Raw genomic sequence first — 16203 nt, 5'->3', positions numbered from 1 at the left:
GACAAAAATTAATGAAAAAGAACCTTGTATTGAAAAAGCAAATATGCGATTTTTAATTCATAAAAATTTTAATACGTTACAACATTAATTCTATCTCTCAAAAAATTACATGCGCAGACCTGATTTCAGCCTACAACACACAGCCGCAGCATTTGCCCGGCTTAATGAACCGGAATTTCGCACTGACGGACCTCTGGTCTCGGTGCTCATGGCAACCCACAACCGCAAACACTGCCTGCCACGTGCCCTGAAATCCATCCTTGCCCAATCATATAAAAATATTGAAATTTGTCTGGCCCGCGACGGCGGTGAAGCTGTCGATGATGTGGTTGCAAAGCTTAGCGATCCCCGGATCAAGCTGCTTTCATATGAACAGAACCGGGGCAAAGCCGCTGCGCTCAACAGCGCGTTCGAAGCAAGCCGAGGTGAATACATAGCCTACCTTGATGACGACGACATCTGGTATGAAGACCATCTGGAACGGCTCATGTCCGCCGCCAGAATACTGAACCGGGACTTCGTATATTCCAATGGCATGGAAGTTATGCTGGAATCGAAAACAAATCCCAAAGAACTCTCACGCAGCCTGCGTTATGCCCGGCAGGTAAATTTAAAAAACCTGCTGGAATTTAATTACATTACCGGTATCAATGTTCTGCATGAACGATCTTTGTTTGAAAAAGCGGGCGGTTTCGATGAGAATTTAAAGGTGCTCATAGACTTTGACATGTGGCGCAGGCTGGCCTGTTTCGCAGATCCTCTCCATGTAGATTTCACTACAGCCGAGTATTATCTGCACAAAGAAAAAGGCCGCCATATAACTGACCTTGCAGTAAATAATCCTCTAGAATACAGAAAACAGCGTCTCAAAATACTAGCCAAGAACATCCCCCTGCCCGACCCGGAGCTGAGAAAGGAACTTGCGCAGGTTCGCCAACGTGCCCATTTTGACTATGCTGTCTTCAACTGCACAAAAGCACTGGACAACAATGATTTGCAGCTGGCTTCCCGCAGTCTGGCGCAGGCCGGAAAATATTACACGAAACTCCCCACTGCCCAGCTCATGTACGCGGTCTGCCTGCTGCGTTTATCAAATCCACAAGAGGCCCTTGCTGTTTTTAAGGATTGTATCACCCATGATTCAGATACGGCCAGCCTGCTCATGGCCTGCTCGGTAAGCATGATGCTCAAAGATAAATTCGCGAATGAAACACTGACTATTCTGGAAAAAAGAAAAAATATGCTGAGCGCAGAACAGCTTAAAATATTCAGCGACTACAAAGAGCGATATGCCGGGTTCATTTAAAATCAATCCGCACCCCACCTTTTCTGCGCAACATATTGATTTTATCCCCACCGCAAGATAAACAGATAAGGCTGGACCTTGCGTAAAATGGAAAATCAAGGAAACAATCCCCCGGTAACCACGGAGACATTGAGCATAATGACTTATCTGAAAAAATGGTGGCTGGCCCTGAGCTTCATATCACTTGCGGTTGTCCTCACGGCAATTATCATAATCCCCTACACCACCACCTCCCGCAATGCTCTCAACGGATTGGCCCATGATATCATGCTCAATATATCCGCCTATACGCTGGATAAATCCGAAAGCTATCTTCGCCCTGCGGAAAATGCAGCAGAATTGACCCGTTTTCTGGCAGACAGCAACATAGTCAGCAGTGCAAACTCCGAACATATGCTCAAATACTTCATTGAGCAGCTTTCATTATACCATCAGTTTTCAGGCATATACTACGGCAACACCAAAGGTGAATTTTTCATGGTCAACCGCTCAGAGGAAAAAGTTAAGGGCGGTTTATTCACCAAAATAATCAAGATTCACGAAGGTGAAAGAACCGCAAAACTCAGCTGGACCACCCCAGATCATAAAATTCTGGAAAACAAGCTCGACCCGCTGGATAAATACGATCCCAGAAAACGGCCATGGTTCATTGATGCCCTGATGAACAATGACGTAATCTGGACCTCGCCCTACATCTTTTTCTCCAACCAAAAACCCGGGATTACCACAGCCAGTCCGGTCTACGATAAAGCCGGAAATCTTCAGGGAGTTGTCGGGGTAGATATAACCATTGATAAACTCTCAACTTTTCTAAGTAAGCTGAACATAGGCAAAAACGGTAAGGCATTTATTGTTGATACCAGCGGGAATGTCGTGGCTTTCCCGGATGTGGAAGCACTCAAGCAAAGCACCGGAAACAAAATCCGCTTAAGCAAAATCAGCGAACTGCCCGATATTCTCAGCAGAAAGGCTTTCAGTTCCCTGAATATTCCCCCTGATCAATTGCCGAAAAGACCTGTATTCACCACCTTTGAACACAATAATTCCCGCTACAATGCCGTATTCACCCCCTTTAAAAACAACCACTGGCCCTGGATTATCGGGCTATACCTGCCTGAAGACGATTATCTGGGCGAAATCAAGGAAGATTACCGACTCAGTCTGGTAACCGCAGCACTGGCCATTCTGCTGTCAGGCCTTATCGGCTGGATTGTAGCCCGGAAAATCAACGCAGCAAAAGAAACGGCCATTGCCGCCAACCACGCCAAAAGCCAATTTCTGGCAGTCATGAGCCACGAAATAAGGACTCCCATGAACGTCATCCTCGGCACCACCGACCTGCTGAAAGATTCCAATCCGCACGAGGACCAGAAGAAATATATCAAACTGCTCGACAATGCCGGGGAAGGACTGCTGGCCCTGATCAATGACATCCTTGATATGTCCAAAGTTGAGGCCGGACTTCTGGACCTTGAACACATCGACTTCAATCCTTCAAAAATCATGCGCCAGGCATGCAGCGTATTCGAACTCTCAGCTGCCCAGAAAGGGATTGAACTGGCCTGCCGTATTGACGGCAAGCTTCCTGAGCAGGTCAAGGGTGACCCGGTACGGGTAAAGCAGGTTCTGCTGAACCTCATCGGCAATGCAATCAAGTTTACTGAATCAGGCGGGGTATACGTGCAGGCCGGCTGCAAAAAAATCCAGAACGATCAGGTTGAGCTGAAATTTGATATTCAGGATACCGGGCCGGGCATTCCCAAAGACAGACAAAAAGCAATTTTCGAACAGTTCATGCAAGCGGATAAAACCATATCCCGTGAATTTCAGGGAACGGGTCTGGGATTATCCATCAGCAAAAAACTGTGCGAATTGATGAACGGCGACATTAGCGTGTCCAGCACCCCCGGCAGCGGCAGCACTTTCACATTCACCATTACCATGCCGGAAATCAGTTCACCGCCTTCTGAAGATAAAAATGGAACGGTAGATACGGACAATGTGACCCTGCCGCGCAAAGTCCTGCTCATTGAAGACAACCGCAGCAACCGACTGCTCTTCAAGCATTTTATCTCCGACTCGCCGCACATAATGAAGTGCGCAAATGATGGTGAAGAAGGAATCGAAATATTTAAAGAATTTCAGCCGGACATAATCTTCATGGACATCGAAATGCCGGTTATGGACGGCTACAAGGCCACTGAAGAAATCCGTGACTGGGAAAGAATCATCGGACATGCGCCTGTTCCCATTATCGCCCTTTCTGCCCATGCCATCAAAGGTACAGCTGAAGCCGCACGTGAAGCCGGATGCACCAGCTACATGACCAAACCAGTGACCAAACTGCAATTCCTTGAAAGAATTGAACGCGATCACAACTAGCTAAACAATATCAGGAACCATTATTGACTAACTTAAGATTATGAAGCATAACTGATTGAACAAGACAGGCAGGAACCACGGTTTAAAAGACCGTAAGGAGTAGATTATGAATTCCAGAAGAAAATTCATGGCCATGTCCGCTGCTGCCACAGCGGCAATCCTGATGCCCGTGACCAATGCCGCAGCAGAAAAAAGCCGCAGGTATCCTTCAAACGTGGTCTATACCCGCAAAGACACCGGTGTCTGGGATAAAAAAGCAGCCACCCACCTGCCGCAGGTAGAGGTAAAAAACGGGAAAGCCATCATCCGCACCCTGCATCCCATGACCGAAAAACACTACATAGTCCGCCATACCCTTGTGGATAAAGACGGCAATGTGGTGGGCGCAAAAACGTTTTCCAACACTGATGAAAAAGCAGTATCCCGCTTCAAAATTCCAGCCGGAAGCAAAGGTAAAAAATTCTTTGCAACCAGTTTCTGTAACAAACACGATTTCTGGGTCAGTCCGGTAACATTATAAAATCGGCCCTGCTATTCACACGGCATATTAAAGGGAGTGAGTATTAAATGTATTTCAAACAATTAACCACTGAAGGACTCGGCTGTTACTCATATGTAATCGGCTGTCCTGCCGCAGGCGAAATGGTCATCGTGGACCCGCGCCGGGATGTTCAGGAGTATCTTGATATTTCCCGCGAAGAAGGCATGAAAATCACGCGGGTCATCAACACCCATGTCCATGCCGACCATGTGGGCGGGGAGCAGGAGCTTAAATCCATTGTAGGCGCGGAGCTCTACATCCATGAAAACGCGGATGTGGGCTACCAGCGCACCCTCATCAAGGAAGGCGACACCATCACCGTGGGCGCGGCCAAGCTCGATTTTCTACATACTCCGGGACACACCCCGAACGCCATCTCCATTCTGGTCACCGATATCATGCGCGGGGATGAGCCATGGATGATTCTCACCGGGGATCTGCTCTTTGTGGGCGATATAGGACGCCCGGATCTTCCCGGTGATGAAATTCTGGATGAACAGGTGGAAAACCTCTACAACAGCCTGTACAACAAACTGGGCAAGCTTCCTGACTATCTGGAAGTTTACCCGGCTCATGGGCAGGGTTCCCTGTGCGGTAAGGGCATGAGTGCCAAACCAAGCACCACTCTGGGTTATGAGCGGCGTTACAACCCCATGCTCCAATTCAAGACCTTTGAGGATTTCAAGGCCAAGGTACTGGAGTCATTCCCCAGCCGCCCGAAATCTTTCACCCATATCATCAATACCAACTTCAACGGCGCGCCCCTGCTGGAACGCTGCCCGCTGGACCGGGCCATGAACCCGGAAAAATTCAAGCAGATGATCGAACAGGGCTGTACGGTTATCGATGTGCGTGACGCAGCCGGATTCGGCGGGTTCCACATTCCCGGCAGCCTCAACATCGGCCTTGAAAAACAGCTCGCCAACTGGGTAGGCATGGCTGTTGAGCCGGATTCAGATCTGCTGCTGGTGGTCAATTCCAAGGAAGACTACGACCGTATGTGTACCGAACTGCACCGGATCGGCTACGACCGTATTTTCGGCTATCTGCACGGCGGTATGGCAGCATGGCTGCTGGCCGGATACGAGGTGGAAAGCCTGGACCAGAAGTCCACCAGACAACTTCATGCAGCACTGGCGGAAGGAAAGGAGTTCACCCTTCTTGACGTGCGCACCCCGGCCGAAGTTACAGGCGGAATGATCAAGGGAGCCATGCACAAACCCTTTGCCAAAGTACTTGATGAAGGGGTCGATGTGGATAAGGACAGCCCCATTATCGTCATGTGCGGATCAGGCTACCGCTCAAATATCGTGGGAAGTTACCTGAAAAACAACGGCTACACGCAGGTCTGCTCACTTGCAGGCGGGGCCATTGCATGGAATCGCTCTGGATTTAAGATGGGGTAGTTAGCCTTCGGCGACCCTGCCGGGGGCCTTAAACCCTTTTGCAAAAGGGTTTAAGAATCCCAAAACCTTTTATTCAGCTTCGCAGCAAAAGATTGCCAATTGTCTTATAATAAAAAGGCTCCCGTTCTTGTTGGGAGCCTTTTTTAATCTTCCAGAATCTGAAAAATATCATCAATCAAACGCCGGATCTCCGGCAGTAACTCTATGACCTGCTCTCCTGTTATGCCGAGCTTTTCCCACGCCGTACGGTCAATAAATCCGATAACCGGGGAAATTCCCAGATCATAACCTAACGCCTGCGCAATAAAATCCGCCACATGGGTAACCATGGCATCCGGGTCTGTTTTTACCTTGCGCGGATTATGATGCCCCCATGCGGCGGCGATCAGCTGCCGGGGAAACTTCCATTTGTTGAGTATGTAACCGCCGAGAGAAGCATGGTTGAAGCCCAGCAGCTCTTGCTCAGCCTTGTAAAGATTATAGCCGTCACTGTGCGCCAGTTTGTACAGCTCCAGGGCCAGACCCTGATCACTCTCAAAAATCACATGCAGACCGAGGTCATGCATCAAACCACCTGCAAAAAAACGCTCCGGATCACCCAGCTTTGCAAGGATGGCGATTTCCTGTGCCACAACTCCGCAGGCAATGGAGTGCTTCCAGAACTTTTTCAGGTCAAGGACCGGGTTATTCTGACGCTTAAAAAGACTGAGCGAGACAGTACCGAGAGCCAGTGATCCGGCCTTCTCAAAACCGAGTATTTCCACCGCTTTTGCCGGGGTCTCGACCTTTCCGTCAAGCTGGTAGAGTCCACTGTTGGCCAGCCGCAACACAGCCGCGGAAAGCTTGGGCTCATTGTTGATGATCTCAACAAGGTCCTCCATACTGCTTTCCGGATCATCCAGAATTTCCTGTAATTGAATCTGGACCTGCGGCAAAGTGGGTAATACAAGCGATCCACTTAAGAACTCCCCCGGCCCGGCAACCTTTTCACCGCTCCACGGTTCAATGTCATCCGGAAATGTGCGGGGCAGAAAAAGATCCGGTTCATGGATCATCTGCCTGTAGACCTGTTTGAAAGCCTCCTTTTTCAGCACCCGGACCAGATCGGAACTGCCGGCCTGCATAAAAAGCTTATGCACATGGCGGGCCGCGGCTTCCTTAACATCCGGCCTGATTCTAGGCGACTTTCCAGATTTGACCATCAACAGCCCCAACTTGGTTATTTACGCGGGATTCAAAATTTCAAAAATTTCTTCAATCAGCTTCTGAACTTCCGGTATCATATTAACAAAAGATTCAGAAGTAAGCCCGAAACTTTCATAGATTTCATGATCCAGAACACCAAGCACAGAGGACAGACCGAGATCATATCCCATGGCCCGGGCAATGAAATCCGCCACATGGATAATTCCGGCATCAGGATCGCTTTTGGCTATCATCGGATTGTGGTGTCCGGCAGCAGCAAGGACTAAAGACTTCGGAAAATTCCAGTCCTTGATGATAACTCCACCGAGACTTGCATGGTCAAAACCGAGCAGGTCCAATTCAGCATCGTAAAGACTGTTGTCATCTTTGCTGGCATAATCACTGAGCTCAAGTGCGAGGCTCCGGTTGCTTTCAAAAACAACATAAAGCCCGATGTCGTGGAGCATACCGCCCACAAAAAAACGTTCGGTATCTTTATATCCGGCCTCTTTTGCGATTTCCTGCGCAATTACCCCGCAGGCAATGCAATGCTTCCAGAATTTCTCAATATTAAGAACTTGTGTTTCGGAAGAACGCTTGAACAGACTAAGAGAAACAGTACCTAAAGCAAGAGAACTGGCCTGCTTGAATCCCAGCAGGGCCACCGCCCTTGACGGGGTATCCACCTCGGTTCGAAAGCTGTACATGGCACTGTTTGCCAGACGCAGGATGGCTGCCACCAGTTTGGGATCTTTATTGATAATTTCTGCAAGATCATCGGCAGAACTGTCCGGGTCGCTAATGACCTTCTGAATTTCAACCAGAACCTGCGGCAAAGAAGGCAGCACTACTTTTGATTTCAAAAAATCACGCGGTCCTTCAGGGCGCATTCCGTCCCACGGTGCTACATCGGCAGGACGCGGCTGCGGGAGAAACTCATCCGGCTCCACAATCATTTTTTTATAAATATGTTTAAAGGACTCCTTTTTCAAAGTCCTGATCAGATCGGAGTCACCCGCCTGACTGAATAACTTGCGCACATATTTTATGGCCGCATCTTTTATCTGCGGATTAAGCGTCGATGTTTGTTCTACTTCCTGCATGTCTATCCTTTAAAACAATCATTAAGACTGAGATTCAGCAGCCCATTTCACAGTTCGGGACAACCCTTCGTCAAAAGCAACTTCAGCTTTGAATCCTACGGCCGTGATCCTGCTGACATCAGCACGGGAGTGCTTGATATCCCCGGCCCGCTCGGATTTAAAATCAATTTCCTTCGGTGCGGAGGTCAGTTCAGCCACAACCACGGCCAGTTCACGAATGGACCTGCCTTTGCCCGTACCTACATTAAAGACCCCGGTCAACGGTCCCCGGCCCTGTTCATCCAGCCCGGCGGCAATCATATAGGAGGTAACCACGTCAGAAACATAGAGAAAATCACGGCTCTGTTCGCCGTCCCCGAAGATAACCATATTTTTCCCGGCCAGTCCGAAATCCACAAAACGGGAAATCACCCCGCTGTACTGGCTGGTGGGGTCCTGACGCGGTCCGAAAATATTGAAAAAACGCAGGGCACAGCCGTAACCGGATTTCTCAATATAAGACGAAGACTTATACTTGGCCACCCCGTAAGGACTGAGCTGCTCGGCTCCGTCCGCGTACTCTTCCTTGACCGGAAGACGATCCTCGTTGCCGTATTCCGCCGCAGACCCGGCAAAAACAAAACGGGAAAAACCCATTTCCCTTGCCGCATCGAGCATATCCCGGTTGGCCTCGAAATTTACCTGCATGGTCAGTTCAGGATGCTCCACCGAGTAAGGCACGCTGACCACCGCCGCCAGCTGGAACACAACATCCAGCTCCGGGTGCTTATCCTTCAACTCCGCAAGCAGCCCTTCTTCGGTGATGGACCGTTCATAAAAGGTGAAATCAGCATGATCTGCAAATCCTTTCATGTTGTGGGCGTAACCGCTGGCAAAATTATCCACACCCACAACCGCGTGGCCCTGATCAAGCAGGGTCCGGGTCAGGTGGCTGCCGATAAATCCGGCACACCCGGTCACAAGACATGTTTTCTTCATCTCCCCTCCCTCCCGATTTTAAAATAAAGGCTGGCTTGAAAAAGTTATGTACTCCAGATCACGCACACTTTTTGAAACAAGGTAATAGGCAAACATCAAAGAAATAAAACAGGAATAACAATAGCCGTAACCGTAAAAACTAAATCCCAGCTGCATGGTCAGCCAGGTCAGCCCCACGTTGCTGAGCAGAAAGACCAGCGTCACCGCCAGCACTTCCTTACGTAAATCAAAATAAAACAGGATGATCACCGCCACGGAAAGCATGACCTGCATGAGCGATCCCACAAGGGCGATCTGGAGCAACGGCTGCTGCAAGGGTGAAAGCCCGACCATATCCACGAATTCCGGGGCCATGAAAATACAAAGCATGGTCAATGAACCCTGCACAATGAGAATCTCGCGCAGGCTTTCCTTAAGCATGCTGATCATGCCCTGCTTTTCCTTCAGCACACTGGACAGATTCTGCTTGGAGATAATTTTTGCAAAGTAGTCGTGGTAATGCTCGTAAAATTTGGTCTCAATCTTGACCAGAAAAATAGCCAGCGTCGGCACAATGGTCAGGTAAGCAAAGAAAATAGGCCCCTCGTACATATCGTGGGTGCGCAGGTAGGGAACTACCATGCGTGAATCCGGGGCGAACCAGAACATGATCTTGTCCACCCAGATGGCGAGGTTGAAAAACATGCCGATCAGGGCCAGCTCCCAGTATTTAATGAAATAGGAAAACATCTCCGGATCCCAGACCCGGCCCGGCGGAAATTCCGCCAGCAAACGGGCCAGCAGCCAGAAAAAAATCACCGCCTGCCCAAGGGTATAACCCAGCAGATACCCCTCCAACCCGGCCAGCGGATAAAGCAGAAAAGCCCCGCCCACACTGCAGGAAGTACCCACAGCGAAAGCCTGCACAATGGACCTGAAATCCTTTACCGCCGAAAGAAAGATCATGGTCAGCCAGATCATGGCCACAATCAGAAAAAGCACTACCGCAATGATCTTATAGTTGAAGGTCAGCTCAAAAAACCATATGCCGCCGACGCTGATAATCCCCCCGGCCAGCAGCACTATGGCCGCGCTGGTTGAAAAGGCGGTCAATGTTATTTTCTCATCGCCCATATAAAAACGGTCCGCCAGATAGCGGGTCACTACCAGCTGGATATACCCCACGTAGATGAGGGTGAAGGCGTAAACGTAAACAATGGTGGTCCGGAAAATATCCTGATCCTTGGGGGAAAAACCGGAATAGGAATACAACCCCAGCACCGCAAGGCAAAGCACGCTCATAAGCCACGGGCCGGAAGAAACCATGGCCGCGTACAGATATGCGGACATATCCGAAAGAAAGCTGTCCCCGCGCAGCAATTTTCTCAGTTCAAAACCGATTCCAGCCATATTTTACTCCAGATCATCCATTGCCATGTAATCTTTGTAAATATTCAAATATGTTTCATTGAGGTCCGACTCTTTGTAAAAAGTCTTCACCCGCTCAATCCCGGCCTTGGACATTTTGCTCCGCAGGATGGGACTGGTCAGAATTTTCAGGATAGCCTCCCCGGTGCTGACCGGGTCCGCAACCTTGGTCACAATCCCGGACGGCCCGAGAGCCTGATCCGCCACAGTACGCCCTTCCAGAAGCTCCCGGCAGGAACCTACATCCGAAGCCACCGCGGGAATTCCTGCGCAGTTGGCCTCCATGATAACCAGCGGCTGGGCCTCACTGATACTGGTCAGCACAATCACATCAAGCCCCGGCAGGTAGTCGGTAACCCGGACCTTTCCGGTGAACTCCACCACCTCCTCAAGATGCAGCAGACGGACAAGGTTCACGCACTCTTCATAGTACTCCTCATCCTCTTCCGTGGGGCCCATTATGTAGACTTTCAGCTTCTCGATCTTGATGGACACGATTTTGATGGCCCGCAGAAAAGTCTTCACATCCTTGATAGGCACCACCCGGCCCACAAAGCCCACCGCAAACTCGGTCTGGCCCTGATAGTCATGGTCTTCAGCCTTAAGGCCCAGAAAATTATCCAGACTGATCCCGTTGGGAATGATCCTGATCTTGTCCGGGTCCGCACCCTCCTGAATCTCAAGCTGGCGGTTTCCCTCGTAAAGGGTGTAGATAGCAGAAGAATAATCATAACAAAGCCGACCAAGCTGCTCAAACATCCTGATCCAGAAAGTCTGAAATGCGCCGAGCTTGCTGTCAACACGCAGACGATCATCTTCCTTGCGGTAAACCCACTCGGCCTGTGAAATCTCGATCTTGCGTTCCTTGACGTAAATCCCGTGCTCGGTGAGCAGCAGAGGCCGCCCGGTCATAACCCGCGCGATCACCCCCAGAAGACCGGCATATCCGGTTGAAATAGTATGATAAACCTTTGCCTTAGGCAGATCGATGGGCAGCATCTTAAAAATAGGCAGATGAGTGAAACGGTAAGTCCAGAAATAGTCAATAAAAGACTCATCGTTGGTATCCGCCTTGTAACGTTCCACCAGCAGGTCCCACGCTTTCTTGCCATGGAAAAGTTCCGAGAGGGGAAATTTATCATCACGAAAAAGTTCGACCATTCCCCGCATCATGCTGATATCATTGCGGTCCATGCGGTAGTGAAAGCGACGGAGTTGCTCCATATTCTTGCCGGATATCTTCTTGAACGGATTCTTTGAAATTTCCACCGGATCATGCAGGTATACGATCTTGGGATCCACAAAATTATCCGGCACATCGTAGCGGTATTCAGCTTTTTCCTTGGAAGAAGCCAGAATGCAGACCGCAGTAAAAGTAAGCTCCGGCATGCCCTTGATCAGGTTGTGAATCCAACTGGAAACACCACCGGCTACAAACGGATAGGTACCTTCCAGAAGCAGGCAGACATCGTATTCTTTATCCGAACTCATGGCCCACCTCGTCAAAATTCTCTGTTAGCACTTCTTCATCCGCAGTCTTGTTTTCCAGCCAGAAATTGTAAATCAACTTTTTAAACGGGTCCTGTGCTTTCAATTCAGGCCGCGCCCGCAACTGTTCCACTTCCTGAAAAAGAGCGATGAAATTGCCCATATCAAAAAAGACCCGGCAGATTCCCAGACGGGATTCCAGCTCCAGTTCCGGATCAACGATCATACCCCTGTAGATATGCAGGGCTTCAGTAAACTCCCGGCTCTCCACGCAGGATTCCGCAAGACGCATCAGGTAGTCCTTGTTGCCCTCATCCTTTTCCACAGCCTTGCGCCAGTGCTCGCAGGCAAGGACCATGGAACGCTCCTGCATATTCACTTCCGGCAACCCGCTGCGGGCGTAGTTTCTGTAAACCGAAGCCAACTCGGCATGGGCCTGCGCGCTGTCATATCTTTCCGCCCGGAAACGGGCCTTGTCCACGGCCTCGGCATAATCTTCTTCCAGCCGGGTCAGGGCGGTATGGGCATAGAAACGAACCTCGGCACTTTCATCGGAAAGGCTTTTGCGCAGCAGATTCACGGCCTCGGCGGAACCGATGCGCCGCAGCAGGTTTACCGCGCCGCGCTTCATTTCCATATCATCCCCGGCCAGAATATCGGCAATGGGGTGCACATCGACCTCATCATAAAGAAATTCAGTAATATCAGTGGGCAGGTCAACATCAATCCCCCCGCCTTCGTACGCCTTTTCCTTGTACTCTTCGGCCAGCCCCTGACTGCGCATGAGAATGCGGGACGTGAACAGGGTCATGGATATCCCGGCCAGCCCGATCAGAGGCATGAAGATGGTAAACAGGGCCGCGATACGGGGATAATAAAAGGCCATTCCGGGTACAGCCCTCGGCTTGGGAGAGGTAAAAAGGATAAAGGAAAGACCGGAAAGCAGGTGGGCTGCAACGGCTGCGTAGATATGCCAATGGCCTTCAGCGCGATTCAGATACAGCCAGACCGCCCCGCTCTCGAACAGGTAGGAAGCCGCAAAAGCCCCCAGCAGACGCCAGCGCGCCCGTCTGATAACCCTACTCCGCGAAAAGTACACTTACCAGATCCTCTTTAACGTTCTTGACCAGTTCTTCAGGATCTTCCATGCCAAGGGTATACCCGGCCACCCCGGCCCGTAGTTCCACAAGATTCTGGTCGGTTTCAAAAGCCATCACACTGAGTGCCTTGAATGAACTCAGCAGGTTGTTGACCACCACCCGCGCCCCGGCAGCAGGTGTAGTCGGAAGTATCATGTAAAAAGCCCCCGGTTCATCACTTATGAACAGGATGTCGATTTCACGGATCTGGTTGGTCAGGATCATACTGAAAGCCATGAGCACTTCATCGCGCCCCTCATCAGAGGCATCGCCAAGTCCCGGAAATTCCAGCATGATCAGGGACAAATCCAGCTCGTATCGCCGCGCCCGTACAAACTCCTCACGCAACCGGCGTAAAAAGTAGTCGTAGGTGTAGGCATCAGTGATTTCATCGGCAATGAGCTTGTCTTTTGTCTCGGCAAAAACTGTGGCATTCTCCACACTACTGCCGCACCAGTCAGCCACCAGCCCGGCCACCCGCACGGAATCACTGGTAAATTTCAGGAAAGGCATTTTCTCCACATTGAGCACACCCACCACATGGGAATGGTTATCGGCCATGATGGGTGCGGAAATGACGATGCCTCCGGGCATGCTCTCTGTGCTGGCGATATCACGGATGGATACAGCCTTTTTCTGGCCTGCGGCAATGCTCATCAAGCTCTCACCCAAGGGAACGACCTCAGGAACAAAACTTTTGCCGTGGCGCAATGCGGTATCAAGCTTGAATTCAGTACCGTCCAGCAGATAGATGGAGCAGTCCTCCACATCCATGAATTCACGCAGTATTTCCAGCACCGCCGGATAAATACTGTCCATACTCAGGGTACGCAGCCCCTGCGCAGCTTCGTAAAGAGTACCCAGCGTGCTTTCCTGTGAAAGAATTTTGCTGTCCAGCTCCTGCTTGGCTTCACTGAGGATGTCATACTTGATTTTAACTTTATCAAAAGCATCGTGGTAGGCATCCCGCTCTTCGCAGACCGCGTCATATTCACGGATGTTCAACTGGCGCATTTCCCCGAGCACCACCCCGACCAGAAAGAAAAGAATGGGCTTGCCCCACATGCCGAGGGTTCTGAAATCCGCAAGCTCAATATCCGGGATAGCCAGACTCTTGAAAACAACAAAAAACAATCCGGCCATGAGACCAGAAAAGAGTCCTCCGCCAAAGCCGTAACGCGCAGAAGTAAGCAGGACCACAATCCAGTACGGATGCGGGGATACATTTATGAATCCCGGATCCTGCCTAAAAAAGAGCAGATTGACCGCAGTAATGGCTATCAACCCGAGCAGGACTTCATAAAATTTAGAAAGCTTATATTTTTTGGCAGTCGTATTAATCTTAAACATATCCACCGGCCTGAATCTTTTCAATCGCCTTAGAAAACATACCCGATCCCCCCGCTCAAGAACTGGGTTTCCCCGCCTCCGGCAAGGCCGGAATCACTGCTGTATTCATAATCAAGACTGAGTTCGAACCTGCCCAGCCTGAAAGCCAGTGACGGTCCGCCGAAATAACTGGGACTATTCTTGAATTCATCCATCCTGATCCCGCCTGCGGCCTGAAAAACAATGGTATCGCAGATGGACTTGCTGAAGCTGGCACTCAAGGTATGGATACTCTCGTTATCCACTACCTCGAAAGGCTTGTAGTTCTCATCGTCATACTTGAAGAATGAACGGTAGAATGAATAAGATACAAACAAATCCGGGTCCGCCAGAACCCTGCGGGTCAGGATGATGTTGTAAATCCCCTTGGCCCCGTAATTACGGTCGGATTCAAGCTTATACTGACGCAGCTGACCGTTGAGAAACAGCCCCCATTCGTCATTGTAAAAACCGTCATAGGTCAGGGAAAGCTGACTGTAACGTCCCTCGTAGTTGGCAGCAGACGGCTCATCCAGCCACGGATTATCATAATCGATCATGGCTGAAAAAGTACCGGGCTCATGAATGCGCCAGTCAAAACCGAGAGCACCGGACACACCGGAAGCGGTTCCTTCAAAAGCCCCCACGCCCACAATTCCGGTAAATACGCGGTTGAAATCGCGCTTGAAAAGAATCGCCGCCTGATTCACATCCTTGTTGATCTTCTCAACCCCGTCCTGCTGCGGACGGTAGATACGGGTGTTGGCGTAATAGAATTCCCCTCTGGTCTGATCGGTAAGCTGCATGGAAAAACGGCTGCCCAGAGTAGTGGTTACCGACTCATCGGATTGCAGATAGACACTGGGAGTCAGCACCAGCCTCGGCCTGCGCTCCATAAGCAGACTGGAAAGAGCCTGCCGGGCTTCGTAATTATGCGGCTCGGCATCAATAAGTTCTGAAAAGCTCTCAATAGCACTCAGCCAGTCGCCGCCCTGCTGGCTGCCGTATGCCTTGGCGGAAAGTGAATCCGTATCGCCGGGCCGCAGCCGCAGCAGGTAATCAAGGGAATTGATCTGCACAGAATAATCGCCGGACAGCAAGCGCAAACGCGCCTCCTGCCTGAGAGCCCTAGGTGAATGGGGATCATGGCCGAGCCAGTCCCGAAGCATGGCAGCGGACTTTTCAATCTCACCGCTATCGATAAGTGCGCCGATGTACTCCTCACGCAATTCCACATCATCCGGGTAAATACGCAGCAGCCGGGCATAAAGGCGCAAGCCGTCTTCAACATAGCCCCTGCGGATCATGATCCGGGCGAGGATCACATTCTGCTGCCTGTGGCCTGTGGCCCGCAACACATCACGCTGGTCCAGCTCATAAAAAAGCGATTCAGGTGCGCCCACCAGCTTCTGTGAAACAGCAGAAGACTCTTCCACAGCTGCTCTATCCGTTCTTGCCGCAGCAGCGGCACGTGCTGTCGGAACTGCTTTGTTCGACGGTATGGGACTCCTGCGCGAATCAAGGGTCCGTTCTTCCAGCAGGGCTATAGGCATGGAGCGGATCAGGTAATCAAGTCCGGTCCTCTTCTTGAAAATACGTCCGGCAACACGGGCCTGACTGCGGGTGGGGTAATCTCCGATCTGGACCACCCGCCAGCCGTTACCCTTGGAATCGTAAAGGTAAACCATGATCGGCTTGTAGCCTTCACCCTTGAGGTAGGACATGAAGTTCCATGCCGTATCCGCCTTGCTGAAGGAACTGACCCGCACAGTCCAGATACGTTCCTGCTCCTGAACAACAGGCACAGCTGCATTATCCTCCGCCAGAAGCGGGGTTGCGGACATGACCGGCAACAAAGCCGTCATGAAAAGAAAAAGCAACACAACTGTTTTCTTCAAAT

The 16203-nt window shown here is 50.6% G+C and carries 12 protein-coding genes; 4 read left to right on the top strand and 8 right to left on the bottom strand.

What is annotated here, in order from left to right:
* Positions 1 to 109: 109 nt before the first annotated feature.
* From FMR86_RS09220 to FMR86_RS09205, 4 genes are all read left to right on the top strand, one after another.
* Positions 110 to 1306, top strand: coding sequence for a glycosyltransferase (locus FMR86_RS09220; protein WP_163350814.1), 1197 nt, complete (start codon positions 110 to 112; stop codon positions 1304 to 1306).
* A gap of 138 nt (positions 1307 to 1444) precedes the next feature.
* Positions 1445 to 3688, top strand: a complete 2244-nt coding sequence (locus FMR86_RS09215; protein WP_163350813.1) for a hybrid sensor histidine kinase/response regulator — start codon at positions 1445 to 1447, stop codon at positions 3686 to 3688.
* Positions 3689 to 3794: 106 nt separating this feature from the next.
* Positions 3795 to 4208, top strand: a complete 414-nt coding sequence (locus FMR86_RS09210) for a desulfoferrodoxin family protein (RefSeq protein WP_163350812.1) — start codon at positions 3795 to 3797, stop codon at positions 4206 to 4208.
* 47 nt (positions 4209 to 4255) lie between these two features.
* Positions 4256 to 5635, top strand: coding sequence for an MBL fold metallo-hydrolase (locus FMR86_RS09205; RefSeq protein WP_163350811.1), 1380 nt, complete (start codon positions 4256 to 4258; stop codon positions 5633 to 5635).
* Positions 5636 to 5778: 143 nt separating this feature from the next.
* On the opposite strand, the gene FMR86_RS09200 is transcribed toward FMR86_RS09205, so the two are convergent.
* Genes FMR86_RS09200 through FMR86_RS09165 form a run of 8 tightly spaced genes read right to left on the bottom strand, consistent with a single transcriptional unit; the run spans position 5779 to position 16201 of the window.
* On the bottom strand, positions 5779 to 6837 hold the full coding sequence (locus FMR86_RS09200) for an HDOD domain-containing protein (protein ID WP_163350810.1): 1059 nt from the start codon (positions 6835 to 6837) through the stop codon (positions 5779 to 5781).
* 21 nt (positions 6838 to 6858) lie between these two features.
* Positions 6859 to 7923 carry an HDOD domain-containing protein gene (locus FMR86_RS09195; protein WP_163350809.1) on the bottom strand — a complete coding sequence of 355 codons (1065 nt, stop codon included), beginning with the start codon at positions 7921 to 7923 and terminating at the stop codon, positions 6859 to 6861.
* Between the two features lie 21 nt (positions 7924 to 7944).
* Complete coding sequence (locus FMR86_RS09190; RefSeq protein WP_163350808.1) at positions 7945 to 8901, bottom strand: NAD-dependent epimerase/dehydratase family protein; 957 nt, start codon at positions 8899 to 8901, stop codon at positions 7945 to 7947.
* Positions 8902 to 8919: 18 nt separating this feature from the next.
* Positions 8920 to 10290: an exopolysaccharide Pel transporter PelG gene (gene pelG, locus FMR86_RS09185; protein ID WP_163350807.1), complete on the bottom strand. Its 1371-nt coding sequence runs from the start codon at positions 10288 to 10290 to the stop codon at positions 8920 to 8922.
* 3 nt (positions 10291 to 10293) lie between these two features.
* Complete coding sequence (gene pelF, locus FMR86_RS09180) at positions 10294 to 11799, bottom strand: GT4 family glycosyltransferase PelF (RefSeq protein WP_163350806.1); 1506 nt, start codon at positions 11797 to 11799, stop codon at positions 10294 to 10296.
* The gene (locus FMR86_RS09175; RefSeq protein ID WP_163350805.1) at positions 11786 to 12895 is read right to left on the bottom strand and encodes a HEAT repeat domain-containing protein; all 1110 of its coding nucleotides are present in this window, start codon (positions 12893 to 12895) and stop codon (positions 11786 to 11788) included. The genes pelF and FMR86_RS09175 overlap by 14 nt, the downstream gene beginning before the upstream one ends.
* Positions 12876 to 14285 carry a GAF domain-containing protein gene (locus FMR86_RS09170; protein ID WP_163350804.1) on the bottom strand — a complete coding sequence of 470 codons (1410 nt, stop codon included), beginning with the start codon at positions 14283 to 14285 and terminating at the stop codon, positions 12876 to 12878. The genes FMR86_RS09175 and FMR86_RS09170 overlap by 20 nt, the downstream gene beginning before the upstream one ends.
* A gap of 29 nt (positions 14286 to 14314) precedes the next feature.
* Entirely contained in the window at positions 14315 to 16201 is a 1887-nt protein-coding gene (locus FMR86_RS09165) for an SPOR domain-containing protein (RefSeq protein ID WP_239057198.1), read from the bottom strand.
* Between the last annotated feature and the right edge of the window lie 2 nt (positions 16202 to 16203).

The organism is Desulfovibrio sp. JC010 (assembly GCF_010470675.1).
Lineage (GTDB): Bacteria > Desulfobacterota > Desulfovibrionia > Desulfovibrionales > Desulfovibrionaceae > Maridesulfovibrio.
This window is presented reverse-complemented; position numbering and strand designations above follow the sequence as displayed.

Excerpts from the sequence above, each read along its gene's own strand:
- FMR86_RS09170 (WP_163350804.1), bottom strand. The coding sequence starts at position 14,285 with ATGTTTAAGATTAATACGACTGCCAAAAAATATAAGCTTTCTAAATTT.
- FMR86_RS09215 (WP_163350813.1), top strand. The coding sequence starts at position 1,445 with ATGACTTATCTGAAAAAATGGTGGCTGGCCCTGAGCTTCATATCACTT.
- pelG (WP_163350807.1), bottom strand. The coding sequence starts at position 10,290 with ATGGCTGGAATCGGTTTTGAACTGAGAAAATTGCTGCGCGGGGACAGC.
- FMR86_RS09220 (WP_163350814.1), top strand. The coding sequence starts at position 110 with ATGCGCAGACCTGATTTCAGCCTACAACACACAGCCGCAGCATTTGCC.
- FMR86_RS09200 (WP_163350810.1), bottom strand. The coding sequence starts at position 6,837 with ATGGTCAAATCTGGAAAGTCGCCTAGAATCAGGCCGGATGTTAAGGAA.
- FMR86_RS09195 (WP_163350809.1), bottom strand. The coding sequence starts at position 7,923 with ATGCAGGAAGTAGAACAAACATCGACGCTTAATCCGCAGATAAAAGAT.
- FMR86_RS09210 (WP_163350812.1), top strand. The coding sequence starts at position 3,795 with ATGAATTCCAGAAGAAAATTCATGGCCATGTCCGCTGCTGCCACAGCG.
- FMR86_RS09190 (WP_163350808.1), bottom strand. The coding sequence starts at position 8,901 with ATGAAGAAAACATGTCTTGTGACCGGGTGTGCCGGATTTATCGGCAGC.
- pelF (WP_163350806.1), bottom strand. The coding sequence starts at position 11,799 with ATGAGTTCGGATAAAGAATACGATGTCTGCCTGCTTCTGGAAGGTACC.
- FMR86_RS09205 (WP_163350811.1), top strand. The coding sequence starts at position 4,256 with ATGTATTTCAAACAATTAACCACTGAAGGACTCGGCTGTTACTCATAT.